General features: G+C 69.5%; 20 protein-coding genes. 9 read left to right on the top strand and 11 right to left on the bottom strand.

Features of this window, described 5'->3' with window-relative positions; all coding sequences use genetic code 11:
• Positions 1-126: 126 nt before the first annotated feature.
• On the bottom strand, positions 127-777 hold the full coding sequence (locus DL991_RS01785) for a DUF3710 domain-containing protein (RefSeq protein ID WP_125780263.1): 651 nt from the start codon (positions 775-777) through the stop codon (positions 127-129).
• Complete coding sequence (gene dut / locus DL991_RS01780) at positions 777-1,259, bottom strand: dUTP diphosphatase (protein ID WP_007033571.1); 483 nt, start codon at positions 1,257-1,259, stop codon at positions 777-779. The genes DL991_RS01785 and dut overlap by 1 nt, the downstream gene beginning before the upstream one ends.
• A gap of 24 nt (positions 1,260-1,283) precedes the next feature.
• Between dut and DL991_RS01775 the strand changes: the two genes are divergently transcribed.
• A complete protein-coding gene (locus tag DL991_RS01775; RefSeq protein ID WP_199746297.1) occupies positions 1,284-1,784 on the top strand; it encodes a DUF3093 domain-containing protein in 501 nt (166 codons plus the stop codon).
• A gap of 105 nt (positions 1,785-1,889) precedes the next feature.
• Here the strand turns inward: DL991_RS01775 and DL991_RS01770 are convergent, their stop codons facing one another.
• A complete protein-coding gene (locus DL991_RS01770; RefSeq protein ID WP_005164528.1) occupies positions 1,890-2,198 on the bottom strand; it encodes a DUF4193 domain-containing protein in 309 nt (102 codons plus the stop codon).
• 454 nt (positions 2,199-2,652) lie between these two features.
• Here DL991_RS01770 and cei point away from each other — a divergent pair, with 454 nt between their 5' ends.
• Positions 2,653-3,336: an envelope integrity protein Cei gene (gene cei / locus DL991_RS01765; protein ID WP_125780261.1), complete on the top strand. Its 684-nt coding sequence runs from the start codon at positions 2,653-2,655 to the stop codon at positions 3,334-3,336.
• 81 nt (positions 3,337-3,417) lie between these two features.
• On the opposite strand, the gene DL991_RS01760 is transcribed toward cei, so the two are convergent.
• Entirely contained in the window at positions 3,418-4,236 is an 819-nt protein-coding gene (locus DL991_RS01760) for an inositol monophosphatase family protein (RefSeq protein WP_125780259.1), read from the bottom strand.
• Between the two features lie 67 nt (positions 4,237-4,303).
• On the opposite strand from DL991_RS01760, the gene ppgK reads away from it, so the two are divergent.
• The 3 genes from ppgK to DL991_RS01745 all read left to right on the top strand — a co-directional run bounded on the left by ppgK (position 4,304) and on the right by DL991_RS01745 (position 7,325).
• Positions 4,304-5,065 (top strand): polyphosphate--glucose phosphotransferase, encoded by a 762-nt coding sequence (ppgK, locus tag DL991_RS01755; protein WP_199746348.1) that lies wholly within the window; start codon positions 4,304-4,306, stop codon positions 5,063-5,065.
• A 246-nt stretch (positions 5,066-5,311) separates the two neighbouring features.
• On the top strand, positions 5,312-6,712 hold the full coding sequence (locus DL991_RS01750; RefSeq protein ID WP_125780257.1) for an RNA polymerase sigma factor: 1,401 nt from the start codon (positions 5,312-5,314) through the stop codon (positions 6,710-6,712).
• 91 nt (positions 6,713-6,803) lie between these two features.
• The gene (locus tag DL991_RS01745; RefSeq protein WP_125780255.1) at positions 6,804-7,325 is read left to right on the top strand and encodes a pyridoxamine 5'-phosphate oxidase family protein; all 522 of its coding nucleotides are present in this window, start codon (positions 6,804-6,806) and stop codon (positions 7,323-7,325) included.
• Positions 7,326-7,374: 49 nt separating this feature from the next.
• Here the strand turns inward: DL991_RS01745 and DL991_RS01740 are convergent, their stop codons facing one another.
• From DL991_RS01740 to DL991_RS01725, 4 genes are read right to left on the bottom strand one after another with little or no spacing between them, the layout of a single operon-like run.
• Positions 7,375-8,574 (bottom strand): hypothetical protein, encoded by a 1,200-nt coding sequence (locus DL991_RS01740; protein ID WP_233598636.1) that lies wholly within the window; start codon positions 8,572-8,574, stop codon positions 7,375-7,377.
• A 48-nt stretch (positions 8,575-8,622) separates the two neighbouring features.
• The gene (locus DL991_RS01735; protein WP_125780252.1) at positions 8,623-9,000 is read right to left on the bottom strand and encodes a hypothetical protein; all 378 of its coding nucleotides are present in this window, start codon (positions 8,998-9,000) and stop codon (positions 8,623-8,625) included.
• Between the two features lie 17 nt (positions 9,001-9,017).
• Positions 9,018-9,224, bottom strand: coding sequence for a hypothetical protein (locus DL991_RS01730; protein ID WP_125780250.1), 207 nt, complete (start codon positions 9,222-9,224; stop codon positions 9,018-9,020).
• Positions 9,221-9,811: a hypothetical protein gene (locus tag DL991_RS01725; RefSeq protein ID WP_125780248.1), complete on the bottom strand. Its 591-nt coding sequence runs from the start codon at positions 9,809-9,811 to the stop codon at positions 9,221-9,223. Before DL991_RS01725 ends, DL991_RS01730 begins: the two co-directional genes overlap by 4 nt.
• Positions 9,812-9,921: 110 nt before the next feature.
• Here DL991_RS01725 and DL991_RS01720 point away from each other — a divergent pair, with 110 nt between their 5' ends.
• The 3 genes from DL991_RS01720 (at position 9,922) to DL991_RS01710 (ending at position 13,257) form a co-directional block, all read left to right on the top strand.
• A complete protein-coding gene (locus DL991_RS01720; RefSeq protein WP_125780246.1) occupies positions 9,922-11,100 on the top strand; it encodes a sensor histidine kinase in 1,179 nt (392 codons plus the stop codon).
• Entirely contained in the window at positions 11,097-11,750 is a 654-nt protein-coding gene (locus tag DL991_RS01715) for a response regulator transcription factor (protein WP_125780244.1), read from the top strand. The genes DL991_RS01720 and DL991_RS01715 overlap by 4 nt, the downstream gene beginning before the upstream one ends.
• A gap of 67 nt (positions 11,751-11,817) precedes the next feature.
• Positions 11,818-13,257 carry an APC family permease gene (locus DL991_RS01710; RefSeq protein WP_125780415.1) on the top strand — a complete coding sequence of 480 codons (1,440 nt, stop codon included), beginning with the start codon at positions 11,818-11,820 and terminating at the stop codon, positions 13,255-13,257.
• Here the strand turns inward: DL991_RS01710 and DL991_RS01705 are convergent.
• Genes DL991_RS01705 through DL991_RS01695 form a run of 3 tightly spaced genes read right to left on the bottom strand, consistent with a single transcriptional unit; the run spans position 13,232 to position 15,157 of the window.
• Positions 13,232-13,900: a hypothetical protein gene (locus DL991_RS01705; RefSeq protein ID WP_125780417.1), complete on the bottom strand. Its 669-nt coding sequence runs from the start codon at positions 13,898-13,900 to the stop codon at positions 13,232-13,234. The genes DL991_RS01710 and DL991_RS01705 overlap by 26 nt on opposite strands.
• Positions 13,900-14,316, bottom strand: coding sequence for a GNAT family N-acetyltransferase (locus tag DL991_RS01700; RefSeq protein WP_125780242.1), 417 nt, complete (start codon positions 14,314-14,316; stop codon positions 13,900-13,902). The genes DL991_RS01705 and DL991_RS01700 overlap by 1 nt, the downstream gene beginning before the upstream one ends.
• A gap of 46 nt (positions 14,317-14,362) precedes the next feature.
• On the bottom strand, positions 14,363-15,157 hold the full coding sequence (locus tag DL991_RS01695) for a DMT family transporter (protein ID WP_125780240.1): 795 nt from the start codon (positions 15,155-15,157) through the stop codon (positions 14,363-14,365).
• A gap of 339 nt (positions 15,158-15,496) precedes the next feature.
• Between DL991_RS01695 and DL991_RS43185 the strand changes: the two genes are divergently transcribed.
• Positions 15,497-15,676 carry a hypothetical protein gene (locus DL991_RS43185; RefSeq protein ID WP_016332937.1) on the top strand — a complete coding sequence of 60 codons (180 nt, stop codon included), beginning with the start codon at positions 15,497-15,499 and terminating at the stop codon, positions 15,674-15,676.
• Positions 15,677-15,736: the final 60 nt, after the last annotated feature.

Below are 15,736 nucleotides of genomic sequence, written 5' to 3'. Positions count from 1 at the left end.
TCGCGCGCCCTCTTTCGGGCCGAAGGCCCACGGAAACGTGATGAAGGGGCGCCCTCCGCTCCCAACCCGAGTTGCAAGCGGCCCGGCGCCCCTTCGGCACGTTTACGTCAGCGCGCGATAAAAAGGCTAGCTCTGCTCGGCGATGTGCTGCGCGACGGCGTCGGGCAGCGTGATGGTGAGCGGGGTGCGGACCGGCATCGGCGCGTCGCCGCGGTCGACGATGGTGTGCCGCACGATCTCGCGCAGTACCGCGGGCGCCTGGGACGCCTGCGACTGCGGGCCGGCGATGACGCCGCGGAGCATCCAGCGGGGGCCGTCGACCCCGACGAACCGCAGTGCGACGTCGCCGACGATCGCGGACAGCTCCAGTCCCCATTCCCCCATGCCGACCGAGACCTTGGCGCCGTCGGCGCGCAGTTGCTCGGTGAGTTCGGTGCTGACGTCCTTCCACAGGCCGCCGGACCGAGGCGCCGCGTAGCCGCTCACGGTGATCTGGCCCTGTTCGGTGACGACGTGCACCGCGCGGACGCCGCCGCTCTCCGGGTCCATCTCGACCTGGACCTGGGAGCCGTCGGGTACCGGCACCTTCACCGAACCGAGGTCGATCCTCGGGATGCCGTCCTCGGGCGCGTCGGCGAGGTCGAAGGGGCCGTCGGAAGTCTCCGACAGCTGCGGCTCGATCTCGTCGGCGCTGTCGTCACCGGGACGGTCTTCGACCTCGGGCGCGGCGTGCCGTCCGCTCGGCTTGGCCTCGCGCTTGCGTCCGAAAATCCCCACTAGTTCTCCGTTCCTTCCCTGGCTCCGGCTCCCAGTGTGGCGTGTCCGCCCGTGGAGCCATACCCTCCCTCGCCGCGCTCGGACGGCTCGAGTTCGGCGACCTCGACGAATTCGGCCTGTTCGACCCGTTGCACGACCAGCTGCGCGATCCGGTCGCCGCGGGTGAGCACGACCTTCTCGGAGAGATCATGGTTGATCAGGCAGACGCGGATCTCACCGCGGTACCCGGAGTCGATGGTGCCCGGGGTGTTGACGACCGAGAGGCCGACGCGGGCGGCGAGACCCGAGCGCGGGTGGACGAAGCCCGCGTACCCGGGCGGCAGCGCGATCGCGACGCCGGTTCCGACGACGCCGCGTTCGCCGGGCGCGAGCACGAGATCCGAGGTGGTGACGAGGTCGGCGCCCGCGTCGCCGGGGCGCGCGTAGGCGGGGAGTGGGACCGAAGGATCGATCCGGGAAAGCAGTACCTGAACGGTGGACACGGGCGGCGAGACTACCCTGAAGGCGTGGGTGAAAGCGTGAACACGGCCGAAGGCGGCGCCGTCAAGCATTCAGAGCGGCTCTACGTCCCGTGGTGGGGCTGGCCGTTGCCGCTGCTGGGCGGCGGGCTGCTGGCGGCGGAGATCGACATGGGCTACCCGGGGCTCCGTGGCTGGCTGCCGTACGTGGTGCTGATCCCCGCGGTGATCGCGCTGATGGTTTCGCTCGGCCGGTCCCGCGTCCGGGTGACCGGTGGCGCCGAGCCGGAGCTGTGGCTGCGCGACGCGCATCTGCCGCTCAAGTTCGTCGGCGACGTCGACGTCATCGACAAGGAAGCGAAGCGCAAGGCGCTCGGCCGCGACGCCGATCCGGCGGCCTTCGTGCTGCACCGGGGCTGGGTCGGCCCGGTCGTGCGGGTCTGGCTCACCGACCCCGAAGATCCGACGCCGTACTGGCTGTTCAGCACCCGGCACCCGGAGAAGGTGGCCGCGCTGCTGCGGCAGACCGCCTCGAAGTCCCAGGCATAGGTTCGAACTCCTGGACACAGGAAAGGGGGCCGGCCACTCGGCCGGCCCCCTTATTCCTGTTCGAACCCCGAAACCCCTGTCGCGCCGTCCCCTGTGCCCGTAGGCTCAGGCGCAGTCGCGGCAGATGAGCCGTCCGCCACTCTCTTCCGCAAGCCTGCTGCGGTGGTGCACCAGGAAGCAGACGGAGCAGGTGAACTCGTCGGCCTGCTTGGGCACGACCTTGACGGTCAGGTCCTCCCCGGAAAGTCCGGAGAGGTCCGCGCCCGGCAGCTCGAAGTTCTCGGCGGTCGCGTCCTCGTCGACGTCCACGACGCCGGACTGGTTTTCGTTGCGCCGTGCCTTGAGCTCTTCCAACGAGTCTTCGGCCAGCTCGTCGGCTTCGCTGCGGCGCGGAGCGTCGTAGTCGGTCGCCATTTGTCCCTCACCCCTGCGATGCTTTCGATGTCAGATGGCCCGGACCCGCGAGCGCGCGGCTCGTGAGTCCTTCGTGCCGCTGGTTAACGTCCCAGCGCCCCTGTTTGTGCCCGGCTGGGCAGTGAGCGAGGTCTCTCTTTTGCGCCTCTTACTGCCGCCTGAGCCCGCGAAGGGTAGCTCACGCCGATACCGGCTCTGCAACGAGTCAGACATTGCCGGGATTACGTCACCCAACAGGGGGAACCCTGCTGTCAAGACGCCTGTCGTCCGAATGGGTTGTGCCCGCGTCGGGTACCTCACCCCTTGGGCTCGGTTGCTTGCCCGGAGTGGCCATCGCGTGGTGCTATCCGGAGGCCCGCGCCGATCACCTTCGTCACAACGCATAGGCTGATCGGACACGATGGTGAGATGAAGCACCGTCCGGGGATCCGGGCTTTGGGGAAGGGACTGGCAGGTGGCGTCGGGGAACGGCATCGGGGACCGCGGGGCGAGGCCGTATCGCAAACGCAAGCCGCTGCCCGCGCTCATCGTCATCGGGGTGATGGCACTCGGCGCGGTCATCGTCTGGATGAACGTCGTGGCGAGCAACGCCGACATCGATGCCAAGATCCGCTGCGATCCGCCGCCCGTCCCGCAGCAAGGTGTCACCTACACGCCGCTGGCGCACAACGGACTCGACGACCGGGCGCCGGTCCCGCCGGACAAGGTCGCCGTCCAGGTGCTCAACGGATCCCAGGTCCGCGGCCAAGGCGGCATCGTCACCAGCACGCTCCGGGAACTCGGTTTCTCCCAGGTGCTCGAGCCGGACGTCGACCCGGCCTACAAGAACGCCGAAGCCAAATGCCGTGGCCAGATCCGCTTCGGCGAGAACGGCGCGGCCGCGGCTCGCACGCTGAGCCTGGTGGTCCCGTGCGCCGAACTGGTCAAGGACAACCGCAAGGACGCTTCGGTCACGTTCACCACCGGCACCCTGCTCGGCGACGTCCGCCCGAAGGCGGAAGCGCGCCAGGTGCTCGACCAGCTCACGCAGTGGTCGAAGGCGCAGCAGGGCAGCGGCGGCGGTGAGCAGTCGGCGGGCGGCGGTGCCCCGGTGATCGACCAGACGCTGCTGAAGGCCGCTCGCGAAGCTCCCTGCTGAGACTCGCTCAAGCGCTATGAAGGACGCTTTCATTGCAAATTTTGCAATGAAAGCGTCCTTCATAGCGCGTGCCGGACCCTCTCAGATCGCGCCCACGCCCGAGTCGACCAGCGCCTGACGCAACGGAGCCGCGATCGACGGCGCCACCGCGAAGGTCGCGTCCGGCCCCAGTTCGGCGTCCTCCCCCGGCAGCGACACCAGCGCACCCGCCTCGGCGGCGATGAGCGCCCCCGCGGCCCAGTCCCAGTGCCCGAGACCGTGTTCGACGTAGGCGTCCAGCCAGCCCGCCGCGACCGCGCACAGATCGAGCGAGGCGGCCCCGTTGCGCCGCACGTCCCGCACCCTGGTCGCCAGTTCCGCGACGAACCGGGCCTGCTTCGTCCGCCGTTCGACCTTGTAGGCGAACCCGGTGCCGACGAGGGTCAGCTCGAGCCGCCGCGGGGCGTTGACCGACAGCCGCCGCCCGTCGAGGAACGCACCCTGCCCGCGCGCGGCGGTCCAGCGGCGGCCGCTGACCGGTTCGACGACGGCGCCCGCCACCGACACCCCGCCGACCTGCGCGGCCACCGACACGGCGAACCACGGCAGCCCGTAGAGGAAGTTCACCGTTCCGTCGATCGGGTCGACCACCCAGGTCACCCCGTCGCCGGCGGCCCCGCCACCCTCCTCGCCGAGCACGGCGTCTTCGGGCCGCAGTTCGGCGAGCCGGGCGCGCACCAGCCGTTCCGACTCGTGGTCCACCGCGGTCACCACGTCGGTGTCGGCGGACTTGGTGTCCACTCGCACCTCGCGCCCCGCGTTCATCCCGGTCCAGGCCTCGCGGACCAGTTCGGCGGCCTCGCCCGCGACACGCTCGGCGACACTCTTCAGCAACGTCTCGTCAACTCCCACGTCCGCCATGTCACCACATCCGGTTAAAGTCTCCGAGGCAGGCTTCTGAATCGTGCGAGAAGGGACCACGTCCGTGGTGGAGGCGACCCGAGGTTTCGGTATCGACATCGGCGGCAGCGGGATCAAGGGCGCGCTGGTCGATTTGGCGGAGGGACGGTTGATCGGCGACCGGATCCGCATCGACACGCCGAAGCCGTCGACCCCGGAGGCGGTGGCGGACGTCGTCGCCGAGATCACCGGCCAGGCGGGCTGGGACGGCCCGGTGGGCGTCACCCTGCCCGCGGTGGTCAAGAAGGGCGTCGCGCGCACCGCGGCGAACATCGACCGTAAATGGATCGGCACCGACGCCGACGCCCTGTTCGCGAAACGACTCGGCCGCGGTGTGGACGACATCGCGATGCTCAACGACGCCGACGCCGCCGGAATGGCCGAGATCCGCTGGGGCGACCCGATCGCGAAACGCGGTGTGACGGCGCTGCTGACCTTCGGCACCGGCATCGGCAGCGCGGTCTTCCAGGACGGCAAGCTCGTGCCCAACACCGAATTCGGCCACATCGAGGTCGACGGTTTCGACGCGGAGAAGAAGGCCGCGGCGTCGGTGAAGGACAACGAGGACCTCTCGTATCCCGAATGGGCGGAACGGGTGAACAGGTATCTCTCCGTGCTGGAAAACCTGATCTGGCCGGATCTGTTCATCGTCGGCGGCGGGGTCAGCAAGAAGTCGCACAAATGGGTCCCGCTGCTGGACATCCGCACGCCGGTGATCGTCGCGTCCTTGCAGAACAACGCGGGCATCGTCGGCGCGGCGGCCGCCGCCGCGGAGGGCATCGAGCACTGACGCGATCGCGCTGACATCCACGCCACGGATGTCACTTCGGCGGGTCGCACGGCGTGTCGCGCCCGCCGGGTGGTGGTCCGCGCCGCGACGCTGTCACGTATCGTCGTTACAATGGAACACGGCCCACGGCGGCGGCACCCACGAGAACGAGGGAAACCGCAGGCCGAGGGGTGTTCCCCGAAGTTTGAGGCAGCCGAGACCATCACGCCTCGGCTCGTCATGATCGACCGCTGCGAAAGGGCGTAAGTGGCAGCCGCAAGAACCGCAACCCGAAGCGGGACGAAGACAGCGACCGCAGCCGGCGAGCCGGCCGACGAGGCAGCCACCGACGCGGCGAAGCCCGCGGCGCGCAAGACCGCCGCCAAGGCGACAGGCGCGAAGAAGGCCCCGGCGAAGAAGGCTCCGGCCAAGAAACCCACCACCAAGGGTGCCAAGACCGAAGACGGCGATCCGGAAGACGGTCCGGTAGAGCTCGACGAAGCCGACCTCGAAACCCCGGATCTGTCCGACCTGGAAGAGGTCGAGGTGGACGTCGTCGACGCGACGGTCACCGAGGACACGGAAGAGGACGCGGAGTCCGAGGAGGACGTCGAAGAGACGCCCCCGCGCGGGCGCCGCACGACGGCCGACAAGAACGCCGGAAAGACCTCCGACAACCCGGACTTCGTCTGGGACGAGGAAGAGTCCGAGGCGCTGCGCCAGGCCCGCAAGGACGCCGAGCTCACCGCTTCGGCCGACTCGGTCCGCGCGTACCTCAAGCAGATCGGCAAGGTCGCCCTGCTGAACGCGGAGGAGGAGGTGGAGCTCGCCAAGCGCATCGAGGCCGGGCTCTACGCCGCCGAACGCGTCCGCAACGCCGAGGAGGAGGGCGAGAAACTCGTCACCCAGATGCGGCGCGACCTCAAGTGGATCGTGCGCGACGGTGAGCGGGCGAAGAACCACCTCCTGGAGGCGAACCTCCGGCTCGTGGTCTCGCTCGCCAAGCGCTACACCGGCCGTGGCATGGCGTTCCTGGACCTGATCCAGGAGGGCAACCTCGGTCTGATCCGCGCGGTCGAGAAGTTCGACTACACCAAGGGCTACAAGTTCTCCACGTACGCCACCTGGTGGATCCGTCAGGCGATCACCCGCGCGATGGCCGACCAGGCCCGCACCATCCGTATCCCGGTGCACATGGTCGAGGTCATCAACAAGCTCGGCCGCATACAGCGTGAACTCCTGCAGGACCTCGGTCGCGAGCCCACCCCCGAAGAGCTCGCGAAGGAAATGGACATCTCCCCGGAGAAGGTCCTCGAGATCCAGCAGTACGCCCGCGAGCCGATCTCGCTCGACCAGACCATCGGCGACGAGGGCGACTCGCAGCTCGGTGACTTCATCGAGGACTCCGAGGCCGTCGTCGCGGTCGACGCGGTGTCGTTCACGCTGTTGCAGGACCAGCTCCAGTCGGTGCTGCAGACGCTGTCCGAACGTGAGGCGGGCGTGGTGCGGCTGCGGTTCGGCCTCACCGACGGCCAGCCGCGCACGCTCGACGAAATCGGCCAGGTGTACGGGGTGACCCGTGAGCGCATCCGGCAGATCGAGTCGAAGACGATGTCGAAGCTGCGTCACCCGTCGCGTTCGCAGGTGCTGCGCGACTACCTGGACTGATCCCAGGCTCGCGGAAGACCCCGTCACCGTTCGGTGGCGGGGTTTTTCGCGTCCGGTGTCGAATCGCGGCTCGCCCGTTCGACGCGTGGGTATGACGACGAATCCGATTTCGACCCAGAACCTCGACCGCTACGGCTCCGCGGAGCTGCCGTGGAGCCGTCCGCGCGGAATCCTCGCCGAGGACACGCCCACCGCCGACCTGACCTTCTTCGTGACGACCGTGCGCCCCGACGGACGCCCGCATTCGGCGGGTGTCGGTGCCGTCTGGGTGGACGACGCCCTGTACTTCAAAGGCGGGCCGGGCACCCGCCGGTCCCGCAACCTCGCCGCGAACCCGGCGTGCGCGGTTTCGGTGCGCCTGCGGGGAATCGACCTCACGATGGAGGGTGAGGCGCACCGGATCACCGACCCGGCGACGCTGGGGCGGGTGGCGGCGGTCTACCGGACGGGCGGCTGGCCCGCGTCGGTGGAGGGCGACGCGCTCACGGCTCCCTTCAGCGCGCCCAGCGCGGGACCGCCGCCCTGGTACCTGTACCGCCTCACCCTGCGCCGCGCCATCGGCGTGGCCGGCGCCGAACCGCACGGCGCCACGCGCTGGGACTTCGCCCCTTGACCGCGAACCGGTCCGTGAAGGCCTCCTTGAGGGACTTTCGCGTGCCGTGTCAGGGCCTGCCGGTCAGGGTCGTCCACGGCACGTGCACCGTCACCCGCTCCCGGAGCTGCTCGTTCATCAGCCACAGCTCCCCCGTCGCCGGCCAGTACGACAGGTTCTGGGAGTTCACCGGCGCCCTGCCGCTCAGCCGCGACGTCGAGGTCCCGCCGACCCCGCCGTGCAGGCACGACGGATGGTCGCCCGCCACCCCGGCGTACTCGGGGCAGACACCGGTCATCACGAAATATCCGTTGCGCGCCACCGCTCCCTGCATGCCCCACACCGGCGACACGAACCCTTCCTTCGCGTGCACGGTCCCGTCGGCCGACACCTTGGGCAGGCCGGTCGCGCGGTCGAACGGCCACCGCAGCACCCGGCCGCCCGCGGCCTTCGGAATGTGCTCCGAGGTCACGATCGAGCCGTCGCTGTGGTCGAAGGACATCGTCGCGAGACACGGCCGCGTCCCGGGGGCGTTGGTGCAGGTCCCCCCGCCGGGATACCAATAGGCGCCGATCTGCGGCATCGCGTAGTCGTAGAAAGCCGCATGGTACTTGCCGTCCGGGCCCTTCCCGACGACGCCGGAGCTGTCGTCGACCTTCCAGAAGCGCGTCGTGTCGAAGACCCGCACCACTCCCCCGGTGGTCGCGACGAACAGCCGGTTCCCGATCCAGGTCATCCCGTGCCCGTGCCCCTGCACGACGGCGAAGTTGTCGTTGGACGTCGGTTCCACGAGCAGCACGTGCCGGTAGCCGAGTCCGGTGGCGTCCACAAAGGACAGCCGGACCATGGTGTCGCCGGGGGTGTGCCAGGAGGCCGCCACGACCCGTTTCCCGCCGACCTTCCCGGTCGCCGCGTCGGCGTCCCCGGAACCGGTCAGCCCCTGCGGGATCCAGTCGTTGGTCTTGTCGTCATTGGCGTCCTCCCAGCAGAATCCCGCCGGTTTCAGCGCCGCCGCGAGATAGGTGCCATGGCACAGCGGGCGCGCCTTCCGGTTGGCCGACGACAGGATCTCCGGCAGACCGCGCGGCGGGAGGTGTTTCTCCAGCGCGGCGATCCGGGTGCCGTAGGTGTCGAAGGACGAACCGGACGTCCAGCGGAAGCCGTCGACCGTGGCCGCGTCCATCTTCGGGAAGGCGGCCGCGGCGGAGGCGACCCCGGGGATGAGCGCGAACACCAGCAGCAGTGAAGCGAGAAGTCCCAGCCTCTTCATGTCCGCGAGCCTCCCGGCCACGCGTATACATTCGATACAAAACCCGCGTCAGTACACCGAAAGCCCGCGCTCGGCCAGGGATTCCTCGACGCGCAACCGTTCGATCGCGCGGTCGAAGCCCTCCGGCAGCTCGTCCAGCCGGTGGTCGACCTCGACCTCCCGGCAGGCCTGGACGAGCAGCGCGTCGTACGCCTGTCTGGTGCCGTACCGGCGGACGGCGGAAGCGCCGGACGGAAGTTCCGCCAGCAGCCGGTGCACCCGGCGGAGATCGGCGGCGAGCTGCTCGATGGGCGGCCCGGCCGGCGCCTCCGGTTCCCGGCGCCGCCGCCACCGGCGCACCACGGCCGGCACTTTCAGCGCGCACCAGAAGAGAACCGACGGCGCCACGGCGACAACGGTGTACAGCGCGACAGGCCCGGTGGCCATGCCCCATGGTAATCCCGCTACGAGCGTCGGCGTTGCTTGCGGGCGCGCTCGGCGAACAGCAACCCCACTCCGGCGGCCACCATCAGCGCGCTCGCCACCACGTGCATCCCCGGCGGAAGCAGGTGGAGCTGGACGAACCAGCTCGGATTCGTACTGCCCAGCAGCCGGTTGATCAGCCCTCCCCCGCCCTGCACCAGCAGGAGGATCCCCAGTAGTTCGATCATCGTCGTGTCCCTTCCGAAACGCGGTCGTCGTTCTTGGGTGAAAGCTCCTGCCACAGCGGCCCGGTGGCGAACCAGATGGCTGTCGCGACCCCCAGCCGCGGCAACCAGCCCCACAACGGCGCGACCTGTTCGCCATCGCCCACCAGGAAGATCAGCCCCAGCAGCACGGCGGCGGCGATCCCGCACGCCAGTACGCATTTGCCCCATTCACGCCATTCGACGCGGGCCTTCTCCCGTCCCCTCGGCTTGGGCGGCGGGGGCGGCCCGCCCGCGAACCGGTGCGCGAACCGCACGTCGGCCCACCGGATCATCGACGGCCCGAACACCACGCTGAAGCCGAGATACACCGCGGCGAGGCCGTGCACGAAGTTCGCCTTGCCGCCGCCTTGGAGGTCGAGCACCGTCGCGACCAGCACCACGATGTCGATCACCGGGGTGAGGGCCAGCAGCACGGTGCTCGTCCGTTTGAGCCGGAGCAGGTAACGGGCCAGCAGGCCGGCTCCGATGGCGACCCAGAAACCGATCTCCCCCGCGGCTATCACCGCCGCCATCGGATTCTCCGCGAAAAAGTCCCAGATCTTGTTCACCCTCCGAGCTTCGCCCCCGACAGCGGTCCGGCGCGTCGGTGAAGGGCAGGAGATCATCGTCATCAGTTCGTAGGACCCCGCCGCCCGCCCCGGTGTGCTGGGATGGAGTGGTGCCCACGTTGGTCCCGCGCCTGAATCACCTTCCGCTGTGGAAGCAGGACCTCGTCATCGCGCTCGGCACCTGGCTCATCGGCGTCCTGGTCTACCTCAGCGGCACGCAGGTGCTGCTCAACGGCCCGGACTCGACGCCGCTGTGGATCCGGCTGACCGAGCTGACCGCGTTGTGCGCGCTGGAGATGCTGCGCCGCAAGGTCCCGTGGGCGCTGCTCGGCGCGCTGGTCGTGGTCGCCGTCGACGTGGCGATCAGCCCCTCGTTGCCGATCCTCGTCGTCTTCACCGACTTCCTCTACGCGACGACGCTCTACGGCTCGCGGCGGATGAGCAGGGTGATGATCGGCATCGCCGCGATCGGGACGCTCGCGGTGATCTGCCTGGCGCTCGTCCTCTCCTCGCAGTGGCGGACGGCGATCCTGGTGGCGTTCGCGTTCCTGCCGTTCCTCGTCACCCCGGTGTGGTGGGCGGCGAACGTGCGGCAGCAGCGGGACATCGCCGAGAACGAACGGGCGAACGCGGTCCAGCTGGCCACGATCGGCGAACTGGACCGGAGGGCCGCCGTCGCCGGGGAACGTTCGAAGATGGCGCGGGATCTGCACGACGTCATCGCCGGGCATCTTTCGGCGATCGCGATCCAGTCCGAGGCCGCGTTGTCGATGGCCACCGCCGACCCGAAGCTGTCCAGGAAGGTGCTGGAATCGGTGCGGGAGAACAGTGTGAGCGCGCTGGACGAGATGCGCGCGATGATCGGGCTGCTGCGCGCGGACACCGAGATCGAGCCGACGGCGCCCGCGCGGCTGGCCGAACTGTCCAAACTGGTCGAATCGGCGCGGGCGAGCGGGCTGGAGGTCGAGCTCGGTTCCGTGCCGGACCCGTCGTCCCCGCTGCCCGCCGCGGTCGATCTGACCGCGTACCGGATCGCGCAGGAAGCGCTGACCAACGCGGTGAAACACGCCCCCGGCGGACGCGCGGTCCTCGACATCCGCTCGCGCGGCGGCATACTCACCGTCGAGGTGCGCAACGATCTTCAGCCGGGCCGCCTCGACGACGGCGGGACCGGACTCGGTCTGCTGAACATGCGGGAACGCGCCGCCGCGGTGGGCGGCACCCTCGCCGCCGGGCCGTCCGGCGGCGGCTGGCTGGTCCGCGCCGAACTGCCTCTGGAGGGGTCTTGACCGTCAAAGTCCTGGTCGCCGACGACCACGGCGCGATCCGTGCCGGGTTGATGATGATCCTCGGGAACGCCGAGGGTATCGAGGTGGTCGGCGAGGCCGCGGACGGCGCCACCGCCGTCCGCCAGGCGAAGGCGCTGAAGCCGGACGTCGTGCTGATGGACGTCCGCATGCCCGGCGTCGACGGCATCGCGGCCACGCGGGAACTGACCGCGGAGGGCCTGTGCGAAGTCCTCGTGCTGACCACCTTCGATCTCGACGAGTACGTCCACGCCGCGCTGCGGGCGGGCGCGGCCGGGTTCCTGCTGAAGTCGGTGGAGGCGGCGAGGCTGATCGAAGCGGTGAAGCTGGTCGCGGCGGGCGAAGGGGTGCTCGCCCCGCAGGTCACGCGGAAGCTCATCGCCGCCTTCGCCGCGGGGACGCGCGAGCCTTCCCTCGTCCCCGCCGGGCTCGGAGACCTGACCGAACGCGAGCGTGAAGTGCTGGCGTGCCTGGGCGGCGGCCTGTCGAACGCGCAGATCGGCACGCGGCTGCACATCGGCGAGACCACGGTGAAGACACACGTTTCGCGGGTGCTGACGAAGCTGGACCTCCGGTCGCGGGTGCAGGCGGCGATCCTCGCGCAGGAGAACGGCGTCGTGCTGGAGAGGTGAACCCGCACCGATCTGCGAGGTGGCCGGTGTTCTTCTAGCGTGACCTCTCATGCGGCGAACTCTGGACGTGGACGAGGTCCTGAAACGGCAGGATTCCGGTGAGCTGAAACGCCGTCTGCACGGGCGGGATCTGGTCGGCTTCGGGGTCGGCATCATCATCGGGACCGGGATCTTCACCCTCGCCGGGGTCGAAGCGAAATCCCACGCTGGCCCGTCGGTCACGCTCTCGTTCGTGCTCGGCGCCGTCGTGGCCGGGATGGCCGCCCTCTGTTACGCCGAGCTCGCCTCCAGCGTGCCGACGGCGGGCAGCGCCTACACCTACGCTTTCGCCACCCTCGGCGAGACTTTCGCCTGGATCATCGGCTGGGATCTGCTGCTGGAATTCGCCCTCGGCGCGGCCGTCGTGTCACGCGGGTGGTCCGGCTATCTCGCGAATCTGATGGGGCTCTCCCCCGACTGGTTCGGCGAAGACGCGAAGGTGAACATCGGCGCTGTCGCGATCATCGCCGTGCTGACCGTGATCGCCGTCCTCGGGATCAAGGAATCGGCGCGGGTGACGAATCTGCTCGTGCTGGTCAAGGTCGCGGTGTGCGTGCTGATCCTCGCGGTCGGCGTGTTCTACATCCGCGGCGAGAACCTGACGCCGTTCATCCCGCCCGCGCAGGCACCGACGGAGACGGCGAGCACCCTGCATCAGCCGATCGTGCAAGCCGCGCTCGGGCTCGAACAGTCCGTCTACGGAATCGCCGGAATGGTGACGGCCGCCGCTGTCGTCTTCTTCGCCTACACCGGTTTCGAGGCGCTCGCCAACCTGGGCGAGGAGACCGTGAACCCGAAACGCGATCTGCGGGTCGGCATCCTCGGCGCGCTCGGGGTCTGCGCGCTGCTCTACATCGGTGTCTCACTGGTCCTGACCGGGATGGTGCCGTTCGCCGAGATCGACACGGGCGCCCCGCTCGCCGACGCCTTCGACCGGGTCGGGCAGCACTGGGTGGGCGCGCTGATCTCGCTCGGCGCGGTCACCGGGCTGACATCGGTGATGATGGTGGAGCTGGTGACGATCGGCCGGATCGGGTTCGCGATGGGCCGCGACGGCCTGCTGCCGAAGAAGTTCGGCACGGTGCATCCGCGCTGGGGCACCCCGCACCGGATGACCGTCGCCGGTGCCGTGCTGATCGCGGCGCTGGCCGCCTTCGTGCCGATCTCCGAACTCGCCGACATGGTCAGCATCGGCGCGCTGTCGGCGATGATCATCGTCGCGGTGGCGGTCCCGGTGCTACGCAAGCGCCGTCCGGATCTGGAGCGCCCGTTCACCGTGCCGTTCTCGCCCTACCTGCCCATCGCGGCCGCGCTGGCGTGCTTCTATCTGATGCTGAACCTGGACGTGATGACCTGGCTGCGGTTCGCCGCGTGGCTGTTGCTCGGCCTGCTGATCTACGTCTTCTACGGGCGCGGGCATTCGCGCTTCGCGAAGGACGAAGTCAGCTCCACAGACCTGCCGTCGTGATCGCGGAGACGGCGGCCTCGGCGTCGGCGTCGTCCACCACGATCAGCATCCGCTTCAGCGCCGCGGCCACCCATTCCACCGGCTGGTCGTGCAATCCGTTGTCCCCCAAGGACGGATAACCGTCCATGATGGACACCAAGGTTCCTTCGGCGCCGATCCGCATCCCGGTCGCCAGCACGAAATGCCCGGCGGGCGGACGCCAGCGGGACGACCACAGCGGCGGGATACCCGTGTCGAGGTAGTCGAGCAGTGCTCGCACCGGCGTGTCGTGCGCACCGAATTCGGCCGGGTCGACCTCCGCGATCAACGCGACCCTCGGCAGCCGCCACAACGCGGCCAGCAGCATGAACACCGATTGCGGCGCCCAGTTCCCGGTGGCGGACACCGCGGCGAGCCGTCCGCCCGACAGCGTCCCGATCGCCCGCGACAGACCCTCCGGCGTGGTACCCGCCAGCGCCGCGACCTCGTCCTGGCCCGCGACGTCGAAACCCGCCGCGCGCAGGGCGGCCAGCGCGGTGAACGGCCCGGCGAGCCCGTCCTTCTGCGGGAGTTCGGCCCGCGCGACGGCGACGAGATGCTCGCCGCCGGGCAGCCAGCGGCGGCCGGACAGCCCCGTCCGGTCGCCGTCGATTCCGGAGGACATCAGTCGTCGAACGTCCACGACCGCATGATGAACGGTCCGTCGTTCGACGCCCCGGCCGAGGCGTAGGTCGCCAGCGCGGCCTCGTTGTCCCTTTCGACCCCGACCCACATCCCGCGGCAGCCGCGTTCCCGCGCGATCCCGGCCAGCGCGTCGACCAGGTCACGGCCGATCCCGCGCCGCTGGTAGTCCGGGCTGACGTCGAGTTCGTTGAGGAACATCTCGGTGCCCTTGTCCGGATGCGTCACCTCGGTGCCGGTGATCATCCCCGCGGGTACGCCGTCCTCGTAGGCGATCAGGAGATGGTTCTCCTCGGCCGCGAGGAACTTCTCGGACGCCGCCCGTTGCGCCGGGCCGTCGAACAGGTGCTGGGCGGCGACCACCTCTTCGACGGTACCTGCCCGCCGGATCTCGGCCACGTGTCCTCCTGGTGCTCGAAGCGCCACAGACTGGTCAGTATCCCGCTCAGGAAGGCGCCGGGCCATCGCGTTTCCCCGGCGAACGCAGCGCGACCCCGGCGACGACGGCCAGCGTGCCGATCGCCTCGGGCAGGGTCGGGACCTGCCGGAGCCACAGGAAGCCGATCAGCCCCGCCGTGACCGGCAGCAACGCCAGCAGCAGCGCGAACCGCGCCCGCCCTGCCTTGCGGAGGACCACTTGGTCGAGCGCGTACGGCACGACGGTCGAGAGCACGCCCACCCCGATACCCAACAGCAGCAGACGTGGCGAAGCCCACACCTCGCCGGTGCCGAACGCCAGCGGCGACAGCACCACGGTGCCGACGGCGAACCCGACGGCCAGCCCGTCGATCCCGTTCCCGCCGACGGCGACCCGCTTCCCGAGCAGGATGTACCCCGCCCAGGCCGCCGCCGCGGCCAGCGCGAACAGCACTCCGAGCAGGCTGCCTTCGAGCCGGACGTCCGCGATGGCGATCACCCCGGCCGCCACCAGCAGCAGCGCGAAGACGTCCCGGCGGGTGCGCGAACCGAACGCCGCCACCACCACGGGTCCGGTGAACTCGAGGGCGACCGCGGTGCCGAGCGGCAACCGCGCGATCGCCTCGTAGAAGAGCACGTTCATCCCTGCGGTGACGATGCCGAAAGCACCCGCGAGCAAGAACGTGCGCCCGGTCCACGCCGAGCGGGGTGGCCTGCGCCACGCCAGGAGGACCACCGCCGCCCCGAGACAACGGAGCCAGGCCACCCCCGCGGGTGAGGCGACCGAAAAGAGACCTACGGCGACGGCCGCACCGGCGTACATGGAAATTCCGCTGAGAACGAACAAGACCGGCGCCGGCGCGCTCGGAAGACGGTTCCGGACGACTGCGATACCCACGCTCGCATGGTGCCTGACGTGGGAAAAGACGGTTCCACGGGGAGTCTTCTCCTACGTTGCGTGATTACGCTACGGCATACGAGGTAATTACCAGTGACAAATGAGACACCCGCACGGGAACACTTGCGGGTCGCCAAACGTCTGGAAGAGTGGAAGCACGAACACGGCGGGGCCGGGAACGAACGTTGCCGGCATCAGTGCCGAAGTGGTCGTAGCTGGATCGATGGCACCGGGCCACCGGTGCCGGGACGGAGGGAGACTCCAATGACTTCACCGACGCTCACCCGCCCCGAACTGACCGCTGCCGACCGATGCGACCGGTGTGGAGCTGCAGCCCAGGTTCGGGCCATTCTCAGCACCGGTGGCGAGTTGCTCTTCTGTGGTCACCACGCCCGCGCACACGAAACGAAGCTCAAGGAAATGTCCGCGGACATTCAGCGGTAGCCCACCAGTACACGACCACCCGGCGGCCGGCCGCTCCTCATGGAGCGCGCCGGCCGCCCT

Origin of the sequence: Amycolatopsis sp. WAC 01375, assembly GCF_003947325.1 — a bacterium.
In the GTDB taxonomy this organism is placed as follows: domain Bacteria; phylum Actinomycetota; class Actinomycetes; order Mycobacteriales; family Pseudonocardiaceae; genus Amycolatopsis.
The sequence above is the reverse complement of the archived record's forward strand: the minus strand, read 5'-3'. Positions and strand labels throughout refer to the sequence as shown.

What these genes read in the sequence shown, in the direction of transcription:
- DL991_RS01705 (WP_125780417.1), bottom strand. Translation starts at nt 13,900, where the DNA reads ATGTCCTCCGGAATCGACGGCGACCGGACGGGGCTGTCCGGCCGCCGC.
- DL991_RS01735 (WP_125780252.1), bottom strand. Translation starts at nt 9,000, where the DNA reads ATGGCCACCGGGCCTGTCGCGCTGTACACCGTTGTCGCCGTGGCGCCG.
- DL991_RS43185 (WP_016332937.1), top strand. Translation starts at nt 15,497, where the DNA reads ATGACTTCACCGACGCTCACCCGCCCCGAACTGACCGCTGCCGACCGA.
- DL991_RS01745 (WP_125780255.1), top strand. Translation starts at nt 6,804, where the DNA reads ATGACGACGAATCCGATTTCGACCCAGAACCTCGACCGCTACGGCTCC.
- DL991_RS01695 (WP_125780240.1), bottom strand. Translation starts at nt 15,157, where the DNA reads ATGTACGCCGGTGCGGCCGTCGCCGTAGGTCTCTTTTCGGTCGCCTCA.
- DL991_RS01760 (WP_125780259.1), bottom strand. Translation starts at nt 4,236, where the DNA reads ATGGCGGACGTGGGAGTTGACGAGACGTTGCTGAAGAGTGTCGCCGAG.
- DL991_RS01770 (WP_005164528.1), bottom strand. Translation starts at nt 2,198, where the DNA reads ATGGCGACCGACTACGACGCTCCGCGCCGCAGCGAAGCCGACGAGCTG.
- DL991_RS01740 (WP_233598636.1), bottom strand. Translation starts at nt 8,574, where the DNA reads ATGAAGAGGCTGGGACTTCTCGCTTCACTGCTGCTGGTGTTCGCGCTC.
- DL991_RS01730 (WP_125780250.1), bottom strand. Translation starts at nt 9,224, where the DNA reads ATGATCGAACTACTGGGGATCCTCCTGCTGGTGCAGGGCGGGGGAGGG.